Source organism: Pseudoalteromonas sp. Z1A6 (assembly GCF_011378745.1).
In the GTDB taxonomy this organism is placed as follows: Bacteria; Pseudomonadota; Gammaproteobacteria; order Enterobacterales; family Alteromonadaceae; genus Pseudoalteromonas; species Pseudoalteromonas arctica.
Map to the genome: position 1 here is coordinate 1 of NZ_WTKW01000606.1, position 1,232 is coordinate 1,232.

A 1,232-nucleotide genomic window follows, 5' to 3' on the forward strand; every position below is an offset into this window, starting at 1 on the left:
TTCGAATTGATATTTTAGAGGTTAAACTGTTAACAATTATTATATTTTATACTTAGACATTTAAGTAAATTGGAAGTTTTAATGAATGTAATTATTAAGATGGCTGGTCTAATTTGTTAATAAAGCAGTATTACCAAAACATTAACGAGTTTAGTTATGCACCCAGATATACAAAACAATCTTAAAATAAGACCTGCTCACATCGCCTCATTTATTGTGTTTTTATTAGTATCTATGTCTACACTTACCGCCAAAGTGTACGCCACAGATGCTGTATGGCCTTCAAAAACCACTTACAAATATGCAAACGTAAATGGTAAAAAAATATTTTATCGAGAAGCAGGCAAGCAACATGAGCAAACAATTGTACTTTTACATGGTTATCCGTCGTCATCACATAGCTACCGTGAGCTTATTCCGCTTTTATCTGGGCGTTATCATGTGATAGCACCTGATTATTTAGGCTCAGGTTATAGCGACCGCCCAAACCTTGGGGATCAAAAATATACATTTGAGTTACTGGCTAGATATGTTGAAGGACTACTGACAACGCTTAAAGTAAAGCGCTACAGCCTTTACATTCAAGATTTTGGAGCACCTGTAGGCTTTAGAATGCTGTTAAGTAATCCTAATAAACTTGATGCACTTATTGTACAAAATGGTAATGCGTATTTAGAGGGGCTAACCCTACCGAGGCAAGCATTTTTTAAAGCCGCGAATGAAGATAGTTCGAAAGCTCAGCAAGATAAAATTTATTCGTTCACGTCTGAACAAGCCATTATTAATAAGCAGTATTTACGAGACGTACAAAGTAACCCAGAAGTGATGAGCCCAGATAGCTGGACGCACGATCTTCACTTTTTACAAACCAAAGCCGATAGAGTAATTCAAGTGCAATTGCTACAAGATTACTACAACAACCTTCTCGACTATCCAAAGTGGCAAGCTTATTTACGCAAGTACCAACCACCAACGTTAATTGTATGGGGTAAAAACGACCCAGCATTCATAGCCGAAGGCGCTAAAGCATACTTAAAAGATGTACCGAACGCTGAACTCTATTTACTCGATTCAGGGCACTTTAGCGTTGAAGAAAAACCAGTAGAAATTGCAAAGTACATTATCGACTTTATGAATAAGCTAGCTCAATAGTAAGCCTTTTATTTTGGTTTAGTATTTATAGCGAACATAAAAAAACGCTGAGGGTATAAACCATCAGCGCTTTATTAAGC

1 protein-coding gene is annotated in these 1,232 nt (G+C 36.6%); it reads left to right on the forward strand.

Annotation, left to right across the window (positions count from 1 at the left end):
• The first annotated feature begins 156 nt into the window (after positions 1–156).
• The gene (locus GQR46_RS19865) at positions 157–1,152 is read left to right on the forward strand and encodes an alpha/beta hydrolase (RefSeq protein WP_165742248.1); all 996 of its coding nucleotides are present in this window, start codon (positions 157–159) and stop codon (positions 1,150–1,152) included.
• The last annotated feature ends 80 nt before the right edge of the window (positions 1,153–1,232 follow it).